The sequence below is a fragment of the Rhizobium sp. TAL182 genome (assembly GCF_002117725.1).
In the GTDB taxonomy this organism is placed as follows: Bacteria; Pseudomonadota; Alphaproteobacteria; order Rhizobiales; family Rhizobiaceae; genus Rhizobium; species Rhizobium esperanzae.
Window position 1 is genome coordinate 199,096 of the sequence record NZ_CP021026.1, and the last position, 19,071, is coordinate 218,166.

Genomic DNA, 19,071 nt, shown 5'->3' on the forward strand with positions numbered 1-19,071 from the left:
ATATCTCCAGCCTGCAGAACCCATAGAGGCCGCAGTTTTCAGTGCAATCCGAACAGGTTCAGCAGTTCCTCGCGGTGCCGGACGAATTCCGGTGCGCTGCGATCGCGGGGACGCGGCAGATCGATGTCGATCAGGCGCGGCGCTGCTCCCTTTTCCCGCGCCAGGATCAGGATCCGGTCGGCAAGATAGATTGCCTCTTCGAGATCGTGGGTGACGAGAATGGTCGTCACATCCTCGTCGCGCCAGATCCGGGCGAGTTCCTGCTGCATACCGATCTTGGTCATTGCGTCGAGTGCACCGAGCGGTTCGTCGAGCAGCAGGATTTCGGGCTGAACGGCAAGCGCCCGGGCGATGCCGACGCGCTGCGCCATGCCGCCGGAGAGCTGCCGGGGGTAGGCCGCTTCGAATTGCTGCAGGCCGACGAGCTTGACATAGTGGCGTGCCCGCCCCCTCGCCTGCTCGTGAGAGAGGCCTCTCGTTTTCAGTCCGAAGGCGACGTTGTCGAGCACCGTGAGCCAAGGAAGAAGACGCGGCTCCTGGAAGATGACGGCGCGCTCCGCGCCGACGCCTCGTATCGCCTTGCCGTCGACCAGCACCTCTCCGGTATCGGACTCCTCCAGCCCGGCGAGAACCCTGAGCAGGGTCGTCTTGCCCGAACCGCTGGCGCCGACGATGGCGAGGCTTTCGCCGGAGCGGATGTTGAGATTGATATCCTTGAGAACCTGCAGGGGTTTGCCGTTCAGCCTGTAGGATTTGGAGAGGTGACGGATCGTCACCTCCCCGCGGCGAATATCCTCAGCGACGCTCATCGTCGTTCCTCAATTGCTTGCCGGCTTGGCGTCGGCGGTAAAGAGAATGTCCTTGGCCGCCAGCTGGCCTTGCTTCAGCTTGCCTTCGCGCACCAGGACGTCGATCCAGAACTGGATGTCGCGCTCGACCGGCAGGCCGCCGGCGCGCACGCCGTAGCCGCGGAAATACTGCGCGATGTCGGGATTCTCGCCTCGTTCGGCGAGCGTCTTGGCCAGGATCTTCTTGGTTTCCTCGGGATGCTCGCGGGCATAGTCGAGAGCACGGGCCGACTGCTCGACGAAGATTTTCGAGGCCACCGGATGTTGCTTGATGAAATCACGGCGCAGGACCACGAAGCCGCCGGCAATGTCTCCCAACACGTCGGTATCGTCGAAAACCGGACGCAGGCCGCCGTTCTTGAGCGCAGCACCTTCGAAGGTCGTCTGCCAATAGCCGAAGGCGGCGATATCGACCTGCTTCGAGCGCAGCACCTGCTCGAGCTGGGGTCCAGGAACGACGACCTGATTGGCCGCGTCCGTCGGCAGGTCGACGGAATGCAGGGCCTCGCGGATGGTATAGTCGAGATGCGCACCAAGCGTGTTGACCGCGATGCTCTTGCCGGCAATGTCCTTGATTGTTTTGATCGGGCTGTCTTCCAGCACGTAGAAGGTCGACTGCACTTCGTCATTGATGCCGTTTGAGGGATAGACAGCAACGAAGTCGTTGCCGCCGATGATCGAATTCAGGACGGCGGAGGTGGCGGCGCTGCCGATCTCCACGTCGCCGGATGCAAGGGCAATGAGAGAGGCCGGGCCGCCCTGGGCATAGCCGACATTCTCGAACGTGATGCCGGTGTCCTTGAAATAGCCGAGCGCGTCGGCGAGTTCATGGGCGGCGAGGCCGCCCTGGCTTGCGAGATAGCGCAGCTTCACCGTGTCGGCGGCGGCGGCCGGTGTGGCAAGACCGAGAGCGATCACGGCCGGCAGGAGAAGGTTGCGGGGATGGAAGGTCATGGAAAGTCCTTTCGGAAGAGGGAAATCGAAGGAAGAGGTCAGGCGTTCGGCTGCGACCAGCGGCAGAGGCGGCGCTGCAGCAGAACGAGCAGGGCATTGGCGGCAAGCCCGAGGAAGGCGAGCAGCAGGATCGCCGCAAACATCAGCGGGATCTGGAAATTGTACTGGGCGTTCATCACCTGGAAGCCGATGCCCTTGTTGGCGCCGATCATCTCGGCGGCGATCAGCAGCAGAAGCGCAGTCGTCGCCGAAAGACGCAGGCCGACGAAGATCGCGGGAACGGAGGCCGGCAGGATGACGCGGCGGAAAACGGTCAGCGATCCGGCGCCGTAGGTCCGCGCCATCTCGATGAGCTTCTGGTCCACCTCCTTGACGCCGCCGATCGTGGCGAGCAGCACCGGAAACAGCGTCGCCCAGAAGATCACGAAGATCTTCGATGTTTCGCCGAGGCCGAGCAGCAGGATGAAGACCGGATAGAGCGCCAGCGCCGAGGTCTGCCGGAAGAGCTGCAGGATCGGGTCTAGCGCCTGCTCGACGGCCCGAAACTGGCCCATGAACAGGCCGAGCGGAATCCCGACCACGACGGCAAAGGCGAAGGCGGTGCCGGATCGCTGCAGGCTGATGGCGATGTCGTCGAGCAACGCGCCATTGGCAAGGTTGGTCCAGAGCGCCGACAGGATCACGTTCAAGGGCGGGAAAATGGCGGGATTGATCCAGCCCCGGGTGCTCGACACCTGCCAGAGCACGAGGAAGCTGATGAGCAGACCGTAGCGCGGCAGAAATGCCGCGAGCACTCCGCGGACATGGGAGACCAGAGGGGAACTACTGCTTTTGCTGCTTATCAGCCGGCCGAAGCTTCTCGGAAGAGCCTGATTGATTTCGTAGGCCATGGGTTTCTCCTCACTCCGCTGCCTCAAGGACGGTGCGTCCGGCAGCCCAGCGGTTTGTCGGGAAAGGCAAGCCGAGATTTTCCCGGAGCGTCTTGCCTTCATAGGCAGTGCGGAACAGGCCGCGGCGCTGGAGTTCCGGAATAACGAGATCGACAAAGTCGTCGAGCGCCGTCGGCAGCCAGGGCGGCAAAATGTTGAAGCCGTCGGCGGCTTCGTTCTCGAACCATGTCTGCAGCGTATCGGCGATCTGCTCGGCCGTGCCGACGATCGTGTAGTGGCCGCGGGCTGAGGCGATCCACTGATAGAGCTGGCGGATGGTGAAGTTGTTTTCGTCTGCGATCTGGCGGATGAGGGCCTGGCGGCTCTTCATGCCTTCGGTCGGCGGTGCGGGCGGAAGAGGCCCGTCGAGATCGTAACCGTGCAGGTCGAGTGTGCCGCCGGTCAGGCCGTTGAGGAGGCCGATCCCGTCTTCTTCGACGATCAGCGAGGTCAGATGTTCGTATTTTTCGCATGCCTCGGCTTCGGTCCTGCCGACGAAAGCGGAGACGCCGGGCATAACCAGGACGTGATCGGGATTTCGACCGAGATCACGGGCGCGTGCCTTGATGTCCCGATAAAACTCCTGGGCGGTTTCGATATGCTGGTGGGCGGTGAAGATGACTTCGGCGGTTGCTGCGGCGAGCCCGCGCCCGTCTTCCGACTGTCCTGCCTGCACGATGACCGGGTGCCCCTGCGGCGAGCGCGAGACGTTGAGCGGGCCGCGCACGCTGAAGTGCTCGCCGCGATGGTCGGTGTCGTGCAGCTTCGCCGGGTCGAAGAACACGCCGGTCTCCTTGTCGCGGATGAAGGCGTCGTCCTCGAAGCTTTCCCAGAGTTTGCGGACGACCTCGACGTGCTCAGCGGCGCGGCGATACCGCTCGGCATGCGGAAGCTGGGTATCGCGGTTGAAGTTCTGCGCCGTGAGGTCACCTGTCGTGGTGACAACGTTCCAGCCGGCGCGGCCGTCCGAGATCAGGTCGAGCGAAGCGAACTTGCGGGCCGTGGTATAAGGCTCTTCATAGGTGGTCGAAGACGTCGCGATGAAGCCGAGATGGGTGGTCAGAGGCGCAAGCGCGGAGAACAATGTGACGGGCTCGAAGCCGGCCACGCGGGCGTTGCCGCCTTCACGCGCACCGCCAAAACCGACAGCCAGGCCGTCGGCCAGGAAATAGGCGTCGAAGAGACCGCGTTCGGCTGTCAAAGCAAGCCTTTTGTGAAATTCGAAACTGGTGGCACCGTCGGCCGGCTGGTCGGGATGGCGCCAGGAGGCAACATGCTGTCCGCCGCCAGGAAGAAATGCCCCAAGCCTGATTTTCCGTGTCATTTCGCGTCCTCTCCGTTTGCCGTCTGTTGTCGGAATGTTAAAATACGTACTCTATAAATTTTATAGAGAAACTTCATTCCGTAGTTTCGGGAGAAGAGTGAATAGATTTGCGGGATTGCACTGAAACTGGAAATCAACATCGAAGCGCGCAACGAGACATGGCTCGTCCTGCGGCGGCTCTTCGATATGCACGCGGCAGAGAACGAGCGCGAGCGCGCTATGATTTAAGGAAGCACGCGGCTCGGTGCGGCTTCCCGCAGGAAGTGTCGCCGGCGATCAATGCGTGTTCGTGTCCCGGGTATCAGCTCCGTTTCGGCCGGGCCGGGGCATGCTCCAGGCCGGTGGCGGCCTTTTTCAGGCAGTCGAGGTAGCGGTCGCGGTTCGCGATGCCGTCGTCGCGCGGCGTGACCAGGCAGAGCGTTGCAGCCGCATGACCCTCCTCGCCCCGCACCGGCACGGCAAAACAATGGGTAAAGCTGTCGACGATGCTGTTGAAGGTGAAGAGACCTTCTCGCTCGGCCTGGCGGACCTCGACGATGAAGCTTTGCGGATCGAGCCATTCGCCGTTCGGCAGACGAAAATCCTGCGATGGAATGAAGTTCAGGATCTCCTGATCCGACAGATGCGCGACGAGCAGACGTCCGGAGGCTGTCCACGGGATCGGCACCGACTGGCCGATATCGGTCGAAATGCGGAATGGCCGTGCGCCTTCGCGCATGCGCACGACCGTATATTTGTTTCCGTCCAGCATGCAGAACTGCGCCGTCTCCCGCGTTTCGTCGGCGAGCTGTTCCAGTGCCGCCTCGCATTCGCGGGTGAAATCGAAATGGTTTTCATAGGCAGCGCCGAGGAAATAAAGCTTGCGGCCGAGATAGACGCGCCCCTCGCCGCCCGTGAATTCGAGAATGCCATTGCTCAGCAGCAGGTTGACGAGCTCGTAGACCGATGAGCGCGGTGCGCCGATCTGCGCTGCTATTTCATTCGGCTTCAAAGCCTGCCGCTTCTGGCGCAGGAAATCGAGGATTTCGAAGGCGCGGTCGAGCCCTCGGGCACGCTTGCCGATCGCCTCGTCCTGAATTGCGTCCATTGCTGTCATCCCAATTTCTGTCCGGCCAAGCTTTTCAAACCCTCTGCCGCATCTGTCAACCGATCCTGTTGTTCCCGGTCGACGAAAATTTTTTTCATCCCTCTTGCGAGGCGGAAAAATCGGCATAAGATCGGCGCGTCCGGTATTTAGATCACATGTACATTATATTGGACAAAAACAGATGGCAAGCGTTAACGCTGCCACACAAAAGGGGATCGACATGAAAAATTTTGAAAACAGCATTTCTGCCTCGCGTCGCCGCCGCCTTCTCGCCGGCGCTGCCGCTGCTGCCGCCCTTCTCGTTCTTTCCACCGGCTCGGCCTCGGCTGCCGCCAGTTGCATCAAGGGGGACAGGAAGGCGCCTTTCACGATCGGCTGGGCGAATATCTATTCGGTGCCGACCTGGATGAAACAGACCGAAGGCACGATCACGGCTGAAGTGGAAGAGTTGAAAAAGGCAGGCCTCGTCAAAGACCTGATGATCACGGACGCGCAGGGCAATGCCCAGACACAGATCCAGCATATTCAGTCGATGATCGACGCCAATGTCGACGCCATTGTCGTAATCGCCGGTTCCTCCACCGCTCTGGACCGCGTCATCTCCGACGCCTGCGACAAGGGTATCGCGGTGGTGAATTTCGACAGCCTGGTCAATACCGACAAGGTGACGGCGAAGATCAACACCGATTCCAACGAATGGGGCGCGACGGCTGCCAAGTGGATGGTCGGCCAGCTCGGCGGCAAGGGCAAGATCATCGTCATGAACGGCCCTGCCGGCATTTCGGTGAGCGACGACCGCCGCAAGGGCGCACAGCCGGTTCTCGATGCCAACCCAGGCATCCAGGTGATCACCGAGACCAACACGGAATATAATGTCGCGCCGGCACAGGAAGCGATGACAAGCCTGCTTTTCGCCAATCCGGAAATCGATGGCGTGCTGTCGCTCGGCGGCGCCTTGTCGGCCGGTTCCGTTCTCGCCTTCGAGCGTCAGGGCCGCGATCAGGTGCCGACGACAGGGGAAAATGCCCGCCAATTTCTCGAACTCTGGAAGGAGAAGGGGCTGAAGGGCTGGGCGACGATGCAGCCCAACTGGCTCGGCGCGCTTTCCGTCTATACCGCCGTCCAGGCGCTGCAAGGCAAGGATGTCCCTGCCTTCGTCAAGGTGCCGCTGCCTGTTATCGACGACAGCTCGATCGGCAGCTATCTCGCGCGCGCCGACAAGTTCCCCGCCGACGGCTATATCTATTCGGACTACGACAAGGCGCTCTTCGACAAGCTGCTGACCAAGTGATCCGCGTCTGGGGACGTCGTCATGACGGAAGAAAACCCCCTGCTGGAAGCCCGGCAGCTGTTCAAGGGATTTTTCGGTAATCCGGTTTTGAAGGGCGTCGACATCGCCCTTCTGCCGGGCAGGGTTCACGCCCTGCTCGGCGAAAACGGCGCCGGCAAGTCCACTCTGATCAACCTCCTGTCCGGCGCCCTCCAGCCCGACGGCGGGTCTATCCTTGTCGACGGGAAACCCGTCGGGCGTTTCAGCCCGGCGGCGGCCCGCAAAGCCGGTATCGCTGTGGTTCAGCAGGAGCTGAGCCTGACGGCCAGTCTCTCGATTGCCGAAAATATCGGGCTCGGCGCCTTTCCGCGCCGCTTCGGTCTCATCGATTACCGAGCGCTTCATCGCCGGGTGCAGGAGGTGTGCGGCATGGTGGGGCTCACCGAACCGCTCGACATGCCGGTCGCCGACCTCGCGCTCGGCCGCCGCCAGATGGTGGAGATCGCCAAGGCGCTGTTCCGCAAACCGCGCGTGCTGATCCTCGACGAGCCGACCTCGTCACTCTCGGCCCATGAAGCCGGCATCCTTGCTCGGCTGATCGAGACGCTCAAGGGTCGCGGCATGGCACTCCTCTATATTTCGCACCGTCTGAACGAGGTGCAGGCGCTCTGCTCGCATGTCACGGTGCTGAAAGACGGCGGGGTCACTGCGGATCAGTCGCTCTCCGGCATCGACGGCGAAGGGTTGGTGCGTCTCATGGTCGGCCGCGAGACCGGCGACCTGTTCCCGCCGCGCGGCGCCACGACACCCGGTGTCATGCGCATCAGCGTCGAAGGCTTTTCCGCCGGCATGGTTCGCGACATCGCTTTCTCCGCCCGCTCCGGCGAGATCGTCGGCATCGGCGGGCTCGTGGGGCAAGGGCAGGAAGACCTGCTGCTTGGCCTCTACGGCGCCATTCCGGCCGCAGCCGCCCGAGCGGAAATATCCGGCAACCCTGGCCTGCCCGCTGATGTCGCCGAGGCGAATGCGGCAGGGATCGTCTATGTCCCGGCCGACCGCAAGCATGAGGGGCTGGTGCTGCCGCATTCCATCGCCTCCAATCTCATCCTGCCCTCGCTCGGGCGGCTCGCCCTCAAGGGCCTGCGCGACCGGCCGGCGGAAACCGGCTTGATCACCGATCTCGCGCACCGCCTGACGATCAAAGGTGATACGGCCCGCCCGGTACAGGCGCTTTCCGGCGGCAATCAGCAGAAGGTGGCGCTTGCCAAATGGCTGCCACTCGATCCTGCCGTTCTGCTGCTTAACGATCCCACCCGCGGCGTCGACATCGAGACCAAGCGGGAAATCTATCTCATGCTCCGCGCCTTCGCCGCCGAAGGGCGGCTCATCATCCTTGCCAGCTCCGATACGCCGGAACTCGTGCATCTCTGCGATCGTGTCGTGGTTCTGCGCGAAGGGCGCGTCGCGGCGATGCTGTCGCAGGATGAGATCAGCGAAAGGGCGATCGTCGGTGCGGCCATGGGCGTCAACACCACGGCGCGGGGAGAGGCGGCATGAACACCAATTCCTCATCCCGGCTCTATCCCTCGATCCAGATGCGCCGCAATCGCGGCCTCTCCGGCCTCTATCTTGTCGTCGCAACCTTTCTTATCCTCTATGCGATGCTCTTCCCGGGCATCCTTTCGATCGGCGGCTTCTCGAAGTTCACGCAGAACTGGTTCCCGCTCGCACTCGTCACCATGGCGCAGGCGCTGCTCATGCTGAATGGCGGCATCACGCTGGCGATCGGTCCGCTCGTCAGCCTCGGCGCGGTCATCGCCGCGACGACGATGGAAGGGCCGCTCGGCGTGCCGGGCGGCATTCTCGCGGTCGCCGCCGCCGGCCTTGCGGTCGGCGCCTTCACCGGCGCCATCGTCACCTATCTGAGGCTTCCTGCGATCATCGTCACGCTCGCCGGCTCCTTCATCATCAGCGGCGTCGCACTCATTCTGCTGCCGCGGCCGGGTGGCACCGTTCCCGACTGGCTGTCGACGGTGCTGGCCGGCCATACGCCCGTCGCCTTTCTGATGCTGGCGGTGATCCTGGCGCTCTGGAAAGCCTTCCTGGCGACGCCGCTCGGTCTCGGCATCTATGCGGCCGGCGACAACCCGGTCGGGGCGTTCCGTTCCGGCGTTCCCGTCGAACGGGTGAAGGTCACGGCTTTCGCGCTCTCCGGTCTGCTGGCTGCGCTGACCGGCCTCTTCGTCGCCGCGCAGACCGGCTCCGGCGATCCTGTCATCGGCACGCCCTTCACGCTAAACTCGATCGCTGCCGCCGTGCTCGGCGGCGTCGGCTTCCTCGGCGGCAAGGGCACGATGCGCGGTGCGATCTGCGGCAGCCTGCTGCTCTCGGTCATGATCAACGTCATGTTCTTCCTCGGCTTCCCGCCGGTGGCGCAATATGTCGCTCAAGGCTTGATCATCGTCGGCGCGGTTGCCGTTCCGGAACTTCTCGGCGCGTGGAGGGCAAGACGTTGAACATCGTCAGATCAGCATTCCGCAACCCGCCGCTGCTGACCTTCCTTCTGGTGGCGCTCGTGTGGATCGTCGCAAGCTTCACGCTGCGGGGCTTCGGCGCCTACGGCCATTTGCGCTACCTTCTCGAGCTCGCCGCCGTGATCGGCATCGTTGCCGCCGGGCAGACGCTGGTTATTCTGATGGGCGGCATCGATCTTTCCGTCGGCGCGGTTATCACCGTCACGGCGATCCTGTTGCCCCTGATCTCGCCGGCTTGGGATCCGACCGGCCTTGCCGGCATCGCGGCGGCGCTTGCCATCGCCACCGGCATCGGTTTGATGAACGGCGCGGGTTCCACCTATCTCCGCGTGCCGCCGATCATCATGACACTTGCCATGGCGACCTTCCTGCAGGGCTTGCTCGTCATCGTCGCCGGCGGCAGCGCCGTCACCGTCAGCAATCCCGCAGTCATCCTGCTCGGGCAGGCGCGGCCGCTCGGCATTCCCTCGGGCATCATTCTGTGGCTCGTCGTTGCGGTCGTCGTCCTGCTGCTCGTCCACCGCATGCCGATCGGCGCCCGTTTCCTCGCGGTTGGGGCGAACCCGCTGGCCGCCCGGCTTTCCGGCGTCAGCGTCACGCGCAACACGCTGATCGCCCATACCCTGTCTGGCTTTTTCGCCGGCCTTGCCGGCATTCTGGTTCTCGGCATGAACCGGCAGGGTTATGTCGGCATCGGCGATCCCCATCTGCTGACCTCGATCGCCGCCGTCGTGCTCGGCGGCACCTCGATTCTCGGTGGCCGCGGCACCTATGCCGGGACCGTTCCGGGAGCGATCCTGCTTGTGACGGCGACGGCGCTGATCACCGTCGTCAACGCCTCGCCTGGCTGGCGGTCGATCATGTTCGGCACGCTGATCCTCGCCCTCCTGCTCGTTTCCGGCCGCGAGGCGCGCCGATGACGGGACGCTACGATGGGCCGGTGATCGATCCGCACCATCATCTCTGGGACCTCGGCCTGCAGCGTCATCCCTGGCTTGAGAAGGCGCGGGCATCCGGTGAAGGGATGGTGTTCGGGAGCTTGGCACCGATCCTGCGCGACTATGGCATCGAGGATTATCGCGCCGACGCCGCGCGCCAGAATGTGGTTGCGACCGTTCATGTCGAGGCCGGCTGGTCCGCTGCCTATCCGCTGGAGGAGAGCCGCTGGCTGGATGGGCTCGACCGCCGCTCCGGCGTGGCGCACCGTTTTATCGCCGGCATTGCCCTCGACCGGCCGGACGCCGCGCGCCTGCTCGAGGCGGAAGCGGAAAACTCCGACGTCGTCGGCATCCGCGATATTCTGAGCTGGCATCCCGATGTGGCCAAGAGTTTTGCGTCGCGTCCGGATCGCATGAGGGATCCCGTCTGGCGGGCGGGGCTTGCCCATGCCACGCGGCTCGGGCTGGTCTTCGACCTGATGCTTTATCCCTGGCAGATGGATGACGCGCTTGAGCTCGTCCGGGCTTTTCCGGAAACGCTTTTCGTCCTCAATCACGGCGGAAGCCCCGCTGACCGGACGCAGGAGGGCATGGCGCTCTGGCGCCGCGGCCTGCGGGCGCTCGGCAGAGAGGCCAACGTGCGGCTCAAGATTTCCGATCTCGTCGCCTACGACAATGACTGGACACTCGAAAGCCTGCGGCCGGTGATCGAGCATTGCCTCGATTGTTTCGGGCCTGAACGTTCGATGTTTGCGAGCGATTTTCCGGTAGCAGGTCTGCACGCCTCTTTCGACGAGATCTATGAGATTTTCCGTACGGTCGCCTCGCAGCTCTCTCCGGACGAGCAGCGCGCTCTGTTCCTTGCCACCGCCAACGACACCTACCGTCTCGGCATCGCCGACCCGGCCGACGCCCGGAGGGGTTGCCATGTCTGACCTTCATGCTGCGTGGGAAAACCTGCTGATCGATGAGCGGGTGCGAGGCTTTCCGCCGGGCCATCCGCCGCTTTCGCTCTCTGAAATCGGCAAGCAGGGATGGAAGCCCTATGACGGCACGATGGCTCTGCCGCTGATCTCGCTCGACCGGCAGGCCTTCTCCGCCAATGTCGAACTGATGATGGCTTATGTGAAAAGCCACGGCGCCGAAATTGCGCCGCATGCCAAGACGCCGATGTCGACGGTGCTGGCAAAGGCGCTTGTGACGGCGGGTGCCTGGGGCACGACAGTCGCCGATATCCGCCAGGCCGCCGTCCTGCTCGAGGCGGGACAACGCCGCCTGATCCTCGCCAACGAGATCGGCGGCGTGGCCGCCGCCCGACGGCTTGCGGCTTTGCTCGGCCAGTATCCCGATGCGGAACTCCACGTCTTCGTGGATTCGGCAGCGCTGGTCGAAGCGCTCCGATCCGCGTGGCGAGAGCGTATGGACCTGCCGCCTCTTGGCCTGCTGGTGGAGCTCGGCGCCGGCCGGGCCGGCATCCGCAGCGCCGCTGCCGCTGAGGCAGTTCTCGATGCGATCCTTGCCGCCGAGACGTCGACCTTCCGGTTGAGCGGCATCGCCGCCTATGAAGGTGCTGCCGCGACCGCCGATGCGGCAGAGACGATGCTTCGCATCGAGACTTTGATGGCAATGACGGCAGATTTTCTGCCGAAGGTGCGCGCCCGCACCGGCTCTGACCGGCCGCTTCTTGTGACGGCCGGCGGCTCGGTGTTTTTCGATGTCGTGATCGCCGGGCTTTCGGCCGCGGTTGCGGCCGATCCGGTCTGCCGGCTGATCCTGCGTAGCGGCGCCATCTTCTTCCATGATCACGGCGTCTACGAGCGCGGCCTTGCCGGTCTCGATGCGCGCGGCGGTTTCCGTGTGGCTGGCGAGACGCTTTCGGCGGCGGCAGGGTTTCGTCCGGCGCTGCGAGTCTGGGCCGAAGTCCTGTCGCGGCCGGAGCCGCGGCTTGCGATCTCAGGCATGGGCATGCGCGACGTGGCGATGGACCAGGGCCTGCCACGGCCGCTGGCGCTCTATCGCGATGGGGCATGCCTCGGCGACCTCAAAGGCGCCGAGGTTTTCCGACTCAACGATCAACACGCCTTCGTCGCCCTTGCCGAGGCGAGTGACGTCCGCGTCGGCGACGTAATCGAGTTCGGCATCTCGCATCCATGCACCTGCCTTGACCGGTATGCCATTCTCTATGGTCTCGACCCCGAGCATTCGGTGACGGCGGCCTATCTCACAAGCTTCGGCTGACCTCTCCTTCAAAAAGCAAGAAAAGGAAAACCTGCCCATGATCCAGCGTTATCAGAAAGGTTCGCGAATGAGCCAAGCCGTCAGCTATGGCGGTCTCGTCTATATTGCCGGCCAGGTCGCGGAAAATCGCAAGGCAGGGATCGAAGAACAGACTCGCGATGTGCTCGGCAAAATCGACGCTCTTTTGAAGGAAGCCGGTACGGACCGCTCTCGTCTGATCGCCGTCAATGTTTTCCTGCCGGCAATCGTCGATTTCGAGGCGATGAACGGCGTCTATGACGGTTGGATCGACATAGAAAACCCGCCTGCGCGCGCCTGCACCGAAGCACGCCTCGCCGATCCAGATCTGCGCGTCGAAATGACCGCGGTCGCGGCCCTCTGAGGGCGCAGTAACCGCCCGGACTGGAGACATCATGCACAGCGGCCTCGTCAACCCGATCGACTTCTCGCGTGAGGGCCGGCAAGCCGGCCACCTCGCAATTCCCTATTCGGTGGACCGTTCGCCCTATTATCAGATCCGCATCCCCGTCTTTCATTTCAGGAACGGCGAGGGCCTGTCTCTGCTGCTGATGGCGGGCAATCACGGTGACGAGTATGAGGGTGAACTGCAGCTCGGCCGGCTGATGCGGCTGTTGGATGTTGCGGAAATCCGCGGCGCCGTCACCATCTTGCCGATGGCGAACTTGCCGGCGGTGATGGCGGCTAAGCGCTGTTCGCCGTTCGACGGCGGCAACCTCAACCGCGCGTTTCCCGGTGACCCCATGGGCTCGCCGACAGCGCGAATGGCGCATTTCCTCGAGCATGACCTCTTTCCCCGGCACGACGTCCTGCTCGACCTGCACTCCGGCGGCACGTCGATGGCGCACCTGCCCTGCACGCTGATCGAGCGGCAGGCCGATGCCGTCCGCTTCGAGCGCTCCGTGTCGCTGATGCGGGCACTCGGCGCGTCCTATGCCTTCATCGCCGATAACGGGCCGGCAGCGCCGACATCGATGGGGGCCGCGGCACGGGCGGGGATTATCGGTCTTTCCGGTGAATTCGGCGGCGGCGGAACCGTGACGCCCCAGACAATGGCCTTCACGGCGGCGGCGATCGACCGGTTGCTCGTGACGCTCGGCATTGTCGAGCGCCCGGTCCTGTCGCGCGGAACGCTCCCTCAGCCCGGGCCGCTGCATCTGCTTTCGCTATCTCGGCACAGCCAGGGCATCTATGCGAGCCGCAGAGGCTGGTTCGAGCCGGCTGTCGGGCTCGGCACCGTCGTTGCCGCCGGCGATTTGGCGGGATGGTATCATGATCTGGAACGCCTGGAGCAGACGGAGGAAGAGCTGCGCTTTGCCGAGAGCGGCATGGTGATTTCCCACAGGCTGCATTGCGACAGCCAGGCCGGCGACTGCCTGATCCAGGTCGCCGAATCTATCGCATCCTGAGCCAATCCCCGCGCGCGATTCCACTTAACTGATTGCGTCCACCGCGGCCTTGACCCAGTCGAGGCGCTTTGCCGGAATGAGGCCGTAGTTGTAGAAATTGACGCCGTCGGCGCCGGCATCGACGGCGGCCTTGGCGCGTGCGGCGAGCACCATGGGTCCGCTGACCTCGGGATAGAAGATGCGCAGGCCGACTCCAAGGAACTTTTCCCGCCCGATTGCCGCTCGGCCGGCTCGGATGACATCGCCGACGGCCTCCGGCGTCATGTCGTAACAGCAAAGAATTGCCCCGTCGCAGAGCTTGCCGACGGCTGCGAGATCGACGCCGCCGAGCCAGCCGTCCTTCAAATCGATAAGCACGATACGCGTCGCCGGATCGGCCGCGGCCTTGATCTCGCCGATCAGGCTGGTCACCGGTTCGCTGCGCCACGCTAGATAGGCATGGAGATCGGGATGGTCCCGGAAGGCATCGATGCCAGCCGCCGGGAAATCGGGGAACTGCCGCTCCGGCACCGCTCGTTCGCAGAGTTCGACGATAAAGCGCGCTACAGTTCTGCGCGCGCCTTCCACGGGCACGCCGGCCCTGGCGGCGCGCGCGATACAATGATCGCAGAAGCAGAGCGACAGCAGGAAATCGTCTTCGGCATTCAGGCCGACCCCATCTTTTTCGTGATGATATTCATGCGCGAAGCCCATGAAGTTTGGGCTCTCGAGCTCGACCATGTCAGGCCGGTAGTTCGTCGCGATGTCCTGCACGAGAGTGACGACATAATCCCGCGCGGCTGGGCTGGAGGGGCAGAGGTTGTAATAATTGAGATTGCCGAAGGCGTTTCGCGTCACGTGATCGGGATGCAGCACGCCGAGACGGGTATTGTGCAGGCAGACCGTCCAGCAGGAGAATTTAAGACCTGTCGCCTCGCGCTCCCTGACGAGCGCTGCCAGCATATCGCCGCGCTCGGTCACATTGCTCGCCATCAGCGGTTGGATCAGCTTGTCCTGCCACAGGCTTTCGTCCGGCCGGAAGTAGACCGTCCCGTCCTCGGGGAAGTAGGCCTTCTGCTGCGGGCTGCGCGGCTGAAGGAAGCGGCCGGCATGATAGGAGGTCGCCAGGCTGACCCTTGTCAGGCCTGCCCGGCCGGTAAGCTCGGCGGCAAAGGCGCCGAGCCCCTGGTCCTGGATATCCCAGGGATAAGTCCACATGGAAAGATGCATGGCGCGCTCCCGTCGAATCTGTCCATTTTATAGAACATGCGTCCATAATAGTGTCCAGATCGATCTTGGAGCGCCGGCACCGATTGCTCATCGTCGCCGGCGCCGCTCCATCATCGGCTGATCGTCGCCTGCAGCGCGTCGATGGAGGACTGGATCCCGGCATCGGTCGACATGGTGAAGTCTTCCATTTCGAGGCTGACCCAGCCGTTGTAGCCGACCATGCGGACGACCGAGAAGAACTCCTTCCACCACTGCAGGTCATGGCCGGCGCCGACGGCGACATAATTCCAGCTGCGGTTGGCGACGTCGGTGACGTCCTTGAGTTCGAGCAGGCCGTTGACATCAGCGAGACCGCGCTCGATGCGCGTATCCTTGCCGTGGCAGTGATGGATCGCGCTTCCCAGCGCGCGGGCCGAAGCGATCGGATCGGCGCCCTTCCAGAACAGATGGCTGGGATCGAGATTCATGCCGACGGACGGGCCGACCTCCTTGCGCAGGCGGAACAGGGTCTCCGGATTCCAGACCAGCATGGCCGAGAAATTTTCGAGCGCATATCTCTCGACTCCGACTTCTCTCGCGAGCTTCACCAGGTCGTGCCAGAGCGGGAAGGCACGGTCTTCCCACTGGTAGCGGTCGCGCTCGGGCATCTCTTCGGGCCAGCTCTTGGTGTAGACGAGCCAGTTCGGCACGGTGTCGCCGGGGGCCGCTTCCGGCAGGCCGGACATCGTCACGATCGTCTTGACGCCAATTTCGCCGGCAAGACGGATCGTCTGCTCCATTTCCTTGCGGTGGCGCTTGCCCATCTCGCCGGGATCGAGCGGGTTTGCCGAGCAGTTTAGAGCCGCGATTTCAAGGCCGCGGACTTCGATTTCCTTAAGCTTGGTTTTCAAAAGCCCCTTGTCTTCAAGCAGTTCGTCGGCGTGGAAATGTGGGGCACGCGACCAGCCGCCGCCGGTCATTTCGATGCCCTCGACGCCGAGTTCAACACATTTGTCGAGCATGTCGGTAAATGACAGGTTGCCCATGACGTCGGTGCAAATGGAGAGTTTCATCGTCTCGATCTTTCCTGTGAAAATTGAGGGCGCGCCTTTGTGAGAGGGCGGAGGAGATCCCGGCGCGCCCTCGGAGGGAGCTATTTGCAGTCGATCCAGGCCGCGCCCGCATCAGCCGAGCGGACGCAGTTTTCCAGCCAGCGCACGCCTTCTGTGCCGGCCTTGATGCCAGGATAATGGTGGCTCCTGAGGAAGGCTTCGTCGCCGCGGCGCTTTGCGTCGATCGCCTGGGCGATCCAGAGGTAGATGTTCGCCCAGCTGTCGCCGAGGCCCTCGGTATGCAGCGCGCCCATGCGGTCGGCCGCCAGGCTCTCCTCCTCAAGATAGGGCATGCCGTGGTGCAGGATCCGGTTCGGCTCGCCCTGCACTTCGTAGATCAGCTGGTCGGGATGGGCATCCGACCATTCAATCGAGGCCTTGGAGCCGACGAAACGGTAGCGCTGCGAACCCATGTTGCCGGCGTCCACTGAGGAAACCCAGAGACGGCCGCGGGCGCCGTTGTTGTAATGCATGAGAACGGTCGCATGGTCTTCGAGCGGTGCGCGGGTTGGAATGAAGGCCTTGCGGTCGCAGAGCAGCTTTCCGATCTTCAGATGCGGCAGCACCACTTCAGAGAGATAGTAGAGATGGGTGCCGATATCGCCGAGAACAAAAGTCGGGCCGGCCGTCTTCGGATTGGTGCGCCACTTCACCGCCTCGCCGGCGCCGACATCGTCGCCTGCATTGAAGCCGTGGGTATATTGCATGTCGACGATGCGGATCTCCCCGAGCATGCCCTTCTTGACCATCGCCGCCATCTGGTGAACCAGCGGATGGCCGGTGAACCCATAGGTGACGCCGACGATCAGGCCCTTCTCTTCTGCGAGCCCGGCAACCTCGTCGCATTCGGCAACGGTGAAGAACAGCGGCTTTTCGCAGATCACGTGCAGCCCGGCTTCCAGGCATGCCTTGGTGATTTCGTAATGGGTGAAGTTCGGCGTGGCGATCGAGACGACTTCGACGCCGTCCTCGCGCCCGGCCTCACGGGCGATCAGCTCCTTATAGTCGCCGTAGCATCGGTCGGCGGCGACGCCGATCTTCGTGCCAAAATCGCGCCCGCGCTCGGCGTCGAGGTCGAAGGCTCCGCAGACAAGCCGATAGGTGCCGTCCCGCTGGGCGCCGGTTCTGTGTTTATAGCCGACCTGTCCGGTGCGGCCGCCGCCGACCATGCCCCAAAGCAAGGGGCGTTCGATCAATCTTTCTCCGTTGATCATCCGATCATCGCTCCTGAAATAACCTACCGGATCACTCCGCCGCCATGGCGGCTGGACGTCCGTAGAGATTGGGTTTCGCTATCATGTTGACTGGTTCGAAGCCGCCGCCGAGCACGGCCCGTAGGGCGGCGTCGGCCACGAGCGTCGCCGCATATCCGTCCCAAGTGGAAGGGCCGGAGGCCGTGCCATTCGAGGCGGCGACGATCCATTCGCGGAATTCCTGGTCGTAAGCATCGATGAAGCGTTCGCGCCAGTCCTCGGGGATCGCCTGACGAATGCCGTTCGTGTCCGAAATCACGGTCGCCGGGCGGTTCGGAAGCGCGGCCACACCCGCCTCGCAGCTGACCTCGCCGCGGATGTCGTAGCCATAGGCGATATTCACCGAAATCTCGACATCGACGAGCGCGCCGGAGGCCATGTGCAGGAGCACGAAAACCGGATCGCGCAACGCGCCACCGCGCGAGGAACGGCGCGGCGCGCGCACCTCTACCCCAATGACCTCATCCGACAGGAGCCAGCGGGAAATATCGGCGTCATGCACCAGCGTGTCGTTGAGCGGCATTTCGGAGGTGTAGAGCCCCTCGGGAACCGAGGCATTGCGATGCACGGAATGGAACATCAGCGGGGCGCCGAGTTTGCCTCCGTCGATAACCGCTTTCAATCGGCGATAATCGGCATCGAAGCGGCGCATGAAGCCCACCTGTATAAGCCGCCGGCCGCCGGCGACTTCGGCCTCCATCACGCGAAGCGCGGCCGGCTCGGATGTCACCAGAGGTTTTTCGCAGAAGACCGGTTTGCCGGAGGCAATGCAGGCGAGCAACTGCTCCTCATGCGCCGGCCCCCACGAGCAGATGATCACAGCCTCGACTTTTTCCGAAGAGATCAGTGCCGAAGGGGTGGCGAATACCTCCGCCCCTGCGGGGGCGGCAGCGGCAGCGCGGGCCTGATCGATATCGGTCACGCCGACGATTTTAACGCCGGAAACGACGTTCGTCAGGCGGCGGATATGATCTTGACCGATCATACCCGTACCGATGACACCAACCTGGAGGGTCATTTCGCCCCCCAGTACTTATCGATGTAATGCTGCATTTCCGAGCGCATGAAGGTGCCGCTGTGGTCTGCCTTGTCTTCCCAGGCGAAGACGCAGGCGGTCATGATGCCGTCGAAGCCGATCTCGGCGAGCGTGCCGAAGAACTCGTCCCAGGGAACTTCGCCCTGGCCGATATTGAGATGCTGGTGCACCCGTGCGTTGGTGCCGGGCGGGTTGAGAATATATCTGAGGCCCGACGAAGCCTTGTGGTTGAAGGTGTCGCCGACATGGACATGCGCCAGCACATCCCTAGCTTCGCGCAGCATCGCCTTGGTGTCGTCGCCGAAATAGAAGGTGTGCGGGGCGCAATAGAGGAATTTGACGCTCTTCGAATTGACCGTGCGGATGATGTCGAGCGCCGGCTGCAGCGTCTCGCACCAGTCTTCGGGATGGGGCTCGACATGGAGTGTGATGCCCTCGCGCTCGAAGATCGGCACCAGCTCTTCCATCGAGCGCCACCAGGCGTCCTCGCAGGCCTCTATCATCGATCCCGTGTGGCAGCAGTAGCACGATCCTTTGTCCGGATGCGGACCGCGGCCGAACTCGGAATTCATCACGCCGACTTCCAGCTCGACGGCGATCTCGATCGCCCGCTTCCAGTGCTTGACGGCGGCCTTGCGTTCGATCTCGTCGTTGGAGGCCCAGCGGTACATCGGCAGCAGCGAGGCGATACCGACATCGGCCTCCTTCAGCGCGCGCTTGAATGATTTGATCCGCTCGGGAAAGACGCGCGGCGCTTTGAACCATTCGAGGAAATCGCCGCGCGGGGAGAGTTCGATCCAGTCGTAGCCGAGCTCCTTGACCTTCTTCGGCAACTCCTCAAGCGAGAGATGCCGATGCATGAACGGGTCGATTGCGATCTTCATTTTGACCTCCGGATTCCAGACATGATTTTCCTTTCCCGGCGGCGGTCTT

The 19,071-nt window shown here is 63.2% G+C and carries 18 protein-coding genes; 8 read left to right on the plus strand and 10 right to left on the minus strand.

What is annotated here, in order from left to right; all coding sequences use genetic code 11:
* Positions 1 to 38: 38 nt before the first annotated feature.
* The 5 genes from Tal182_RS23945 to Tal182_RS23965 all read right to left on the minus strand — a co-directional run bounded on the left by Tal182_RS23945 (position 39) and on the right by Tal182_RS23965 (position 5,142).
* A complete protein-coding gene (locus Tal182_RS23945; protein WP_085861275.1) occupies positions 39 to 809 on the minus strand; it encodes an ABC transporter ATP-binding protein in 771 nt (256 codons plus the stop codon).
* A 9-nt stretch (positions 810 to 818) separates the two neighbouring features.
* Positions 819 to 1,802: an ABC transporter substrate-binding protein gene (locus tag Tal182_RS23950; protein WP_085861276.1), complete on the minus strand. Its 984-nt coding sequence runs from the start codon at positions 1,800 to 1,802 to the stop codon at positions 819 to 821.
* Between the two features lie 38 nt (positions 1,803 to 1,840).
* The gene (locus Tal182_RS23955; protein WP_085861277.1) at positions 1,841 to 2,692 is read right to left on the minus strand and encodes an ABC transporter permease; all 852 of its coding nucleotides are present in this window, start codon (positions 2,690 to 2,692) and stop codon (positions 1,841 to 1,843) included.
* Between the two features lie 10 nt (positions 2,693 to 2,702).
* The gene (locus Tal182_RS23960) at positions 2,703 to 4,055 is read right to left on the minus strand and encodes an LLM class flavin-dependent oxidoreductase (RefSeq protein ID WP_085861278.1); all 1,353 of its coding nucleotides are present in this window, start codon (positions 4,053 to 4,055) and stop codon (positions 2,703 to 2,705) included.
* Positions 4,056 to 4,356: 301 nt separating this feature from the next.
* A complete protein-coding gene (locus Tal182_RS23965) occupies positions 4,357 to 5,142 on the minus strand; it encodes an IclR family transcriptional regulator (protein ID WP_085861279.1) in 786 nt (261 codons plus the stop codon).
* A gap of 220 nt (positions 5,143 to 5,362) precedes the next feature.
* On the opposite strand from Tal182_RS23965, the gene Tal182_RS23970 reads away from it, so the two are divergent.
* From Tal182_RS23970 to Tal182_RS24005, 8 genes are read left to right on the plus strand one after another with little or no spacing between them, the layout of a single operon-like run.
* Positions 5,363 to 6,433: an ABC transporter substrate-binding protein gene (locus Tal182_RS23970; RefSeq protein ID WP_085861280.1), complete on the plus strand. Its 1,071-nt coding sequence runs from the start codon at positions 5,363 to 5,365 to the stop codon at positions 6,431 to 6,433.
* Positions 6,434 to 6,454: 21 nt separating this feature from the next.
* Positions 6,455 to 7,969 carry a sugar ABC transporter ATP-binding protein gene (locus Tal182_RS23975; RefSeq protein WP_085861281.1) on the plus strand — a complete coding sequence of 505 codons (1,515 nt, stop codon included), beginning with the start codon at positions 6,455 to 6,457 and terminating at the stop codon, positions 7,967 to 7,969.
* Positions 7,966 to 8,928 carry an ABC transporter permease gene (locus Tal182_RS23980; protein ID WP_085861282.1) on the plus strand — a complete coding sequence of 321 codons (963 nt, stop codon included), beginning with the start codon at positions 7,966 to 7,968 and terminating at the stop codon, positions 8,926 to 8,928. The genes Tal182_RS23975 and Tal182_RS23980 overlap by 4 nt, the downstream gene beginning before the upstream one ends.
* Positions 8,925 to 9,866 (plus strand): ABC transporter permease, encoded by a 942-nt coding sequence (locus tag Tal182_RS23985; RefSeq protein ID WP_085861340.1) that lies wholly within the window; start codon positions 8,925 to 8,927, stop codon positions 9,864 to 9,866. Before Tal182_RS23980 ends, Tal182_RS23985 begins: the two co-directional genes overlap by 4 nt.
* On the plus strand, positions 9,863 to 10,819 hold the full coding sequence (locus tag Tal182_RS23990; RefSeq protein ID WP_085861283.1) for an amidohydrolase family protein: 957 nt from the start codon (positions 9,863 to 9,865) through the stop codon (positions 10,817 to 10,819). Before Tal182_RS23985 ends, Tal182_RS23990 begins: the two co-directional genes overlap by 4 nt.
* Positions 10,812 to 12,122 (plus strand): alanine racemase, encoded by a 1,311-nt coding sequence (locus Tal182_RS23995; RefSeq protein ID WP_085861284.1) that lies wholly within the window; start codon positions 10,812 to 10,814, stop codon positions 12,120 to 12,122. The genes Tal182_RS23990 and Tal182_RS23995 overlap by 8 nt, the downstream gene beginning before the upstream one ends.
* A gap of 37 nt (positions 12,123 to 12,159) precedes the next feature.
* Complete coding sequence (locus Tal182_RS24000) at positions 12,160 to 12,504, plus strand: RidA family protein (protein WP_064807056.1); 345 nt, start codon at positions 12,160 to 12,162, stop codon at positions 12,502 to 12,504.
* 31 nt (positions 12,505 to 12,535) lie between these two features.
* Complete coding sequence (locus Tal182_RS24005) at positions 12,536 to 13,549, plus strand: succinylglutamate desuccinylase/aspartoacylase family protein (protein WP_085861285.1); 1,014 nt, start codon at positions 12,536 to 12,538, stop codon at positions 13,547 to 13,549.
* Between the two features lie 24 nt (positions 13,550 to 13,573).
* Here the strand turns inward: Tal182_RS24005 and Tal182_RS24010 are convergent, their stop codons facing one another.
* The 5 genes from Tal182_RS24010 to Tal182_RS24030 all read right to left on the minus strand — a co-directional run bounded on the left by Tal182_RS24010 (position 13,574) and on the right by Tal182_RS24030 (position 19,022).
* Positions 13,574 to 14,758, minus strand: coding sequence for a hypothetical protein (locus Tal182_RS24010; protein ID WP_085861286.1), 1,185 nt, complete (start codon positions 14,756 to 14,758; stop codon positions 13,574 to 13,576).
* A 110-nt stretch (positions 14,759 to 14,868) separates the two neighbouring features.
* Positions 14,869 to 15,810 (minus strand): sugar phosphate isomerase/epimerase, encoded by a 942-nt coding sequence (locus Tal182_RS24015; protein WP_085861287.1) that lies wholly within the window; start codon positions 15,808 to 15,810, stop codon positions 14,869 to 14,871.
* 80 nt (positions 15,811 to 15,890) lie between these two features.
* The gene (locus Tal182_RS24020) at positions 15,891 to 17,063 is read right to left on the minus strand and encodes a Gfo/Idh/MocA family oxidoreductase (RefSeq protein ID WP_085861288.1); all 1,173 of its coding nucleotides are present in this window, start codon (positions 17,061 to 17,063) and stop codon (positions 15,891 to 15,893) included.
* Positions 17,064 to 17,094: 31 nt separating this feature from the next.
* Positions 17,095 to 18,120, minus strand: coding sequence for a Gfo/Idh/MocA family oxidoreductase (locus Tal182_RS24025; protein WP_085861289.1), 1,026 nt, complete (start codon positions 18,118 to 18,120; stop codon positions 17,095 to 17,097).
* A complete protein-coding gene (locus Tal182_RS24030; protein ID WP_085861290.1) occupies positions 18,117 to 19,022 on the minus strand; it encodes a sugar phosphate isomerase/epimerase in 906 nt (301 codons plus the stop codon). Before Tal182_RS24030 ends, Tal182_RS24025 begins: the two co-directional genes overlap by 4 nt.
* Positions 19,023 to 19,071: the final 49 nt, after the last annotated feature.